General features: G+C 63.1%; 2 protein-coding genes. One reads left to right on the plus strand and one right to left on the minus strand.

The window, feature by feature from the left end; all coding sequences use genetic code 11:
* Nucleotides 1-384 (minus strand): class II aldolase/adducin family protein (locus AC1D15_RS34915; RefSeq protein ID WP_477829684.1); only part of this gene is annotated, 384 nt, incomplete at its 3' end.
* 93 nt (nt 385-477) lie between these two features.
* Between AC1D15_RS34915 and AC1D15_RS34920 the strand changes: the two genes are divergently transcribed.
* Nucleotides 478-869, plus strand: a 392-nt coding sequence (locus tag AC1D15_RS34920; RefSeq protein ID WP_477829685.1) for a Crp/Fnr family transcriptional regulator, incomplete at its 3' end; no start/stop codon positions are given.

Genomic DNA, 869 nt, shown 5'->3' on the forward strand with positions numbered 1-869 from the left:
ACCCTGCTGCGCCGACACCGCGACGCCATTCAGCGTGTGCGTGTGCAGCACGCACTGCGCATCGTGGCGCGCCGAATGGATCGCGCTGTGGATCGTGAAACCGGCAGGGTTCACAGGGAACGGCGAGTCGTCGAGCTTGTTGCCCTGCAGGTCGATCTTCACCAGGCTCGATGCGGTGATCTCGTCGAACATCAGCCCGTACGGGTTGATCAGGAAACGGTCTTCCTCGCCCGGCACGCGCGCGGTGATGTGGGTAAACACCAAGTCGTCCCACTTGAAATGCGCTACCAGCCGATACGCCGCCGCAAGATCCACGCGCGTGCGCCATTCGGCATCGCTCACGCGACCTTCCTTGCTCGTGATGTCCAGCGCTCGTTCGCCCATGATGTGCTCTCCTTGTGAAGGGAATCCGCGCACTCTTTCAGCAATGACCTTCGTGGACAATGAGGTCGCACCCTGTCACGTCAGAGACAAAACATGAATACCCCCGTTCTTACAATCGATGAGCAGGCCAACATCGAATCGGGTTCGTGGTTCTCCAAACTCTCGCAGCCATTGCGCAATGCCATCCTCTCGCGGTCGATCGTGCGCCGTGTGCACGACGGCGCCTTGCTCTCGTCGCGCGGCGAAGCGGCCGACGAATGGTGCGGCGTCGCCAAGGGCGCGGTGCGCGTCAGCTCGGTCTCGCTCTCGGGCAAGCAGATCACGCTGACCTACGTGGAGCCCGGGCTGTGGTTTGGCGACATCTCGCTGTTCGACGGCCTGCCCCGCACGCACGATGCGAACGCGCATGGCGCGACCACGCTGCTGGTGGTGCGCAAGGCCGATTTCCGCGAACTGCTCGCGCAGCACACCGAGCTCTACGAGGC

The organism is Rhizobacter sp. P2_H2 (assembly GCF_056403375.1).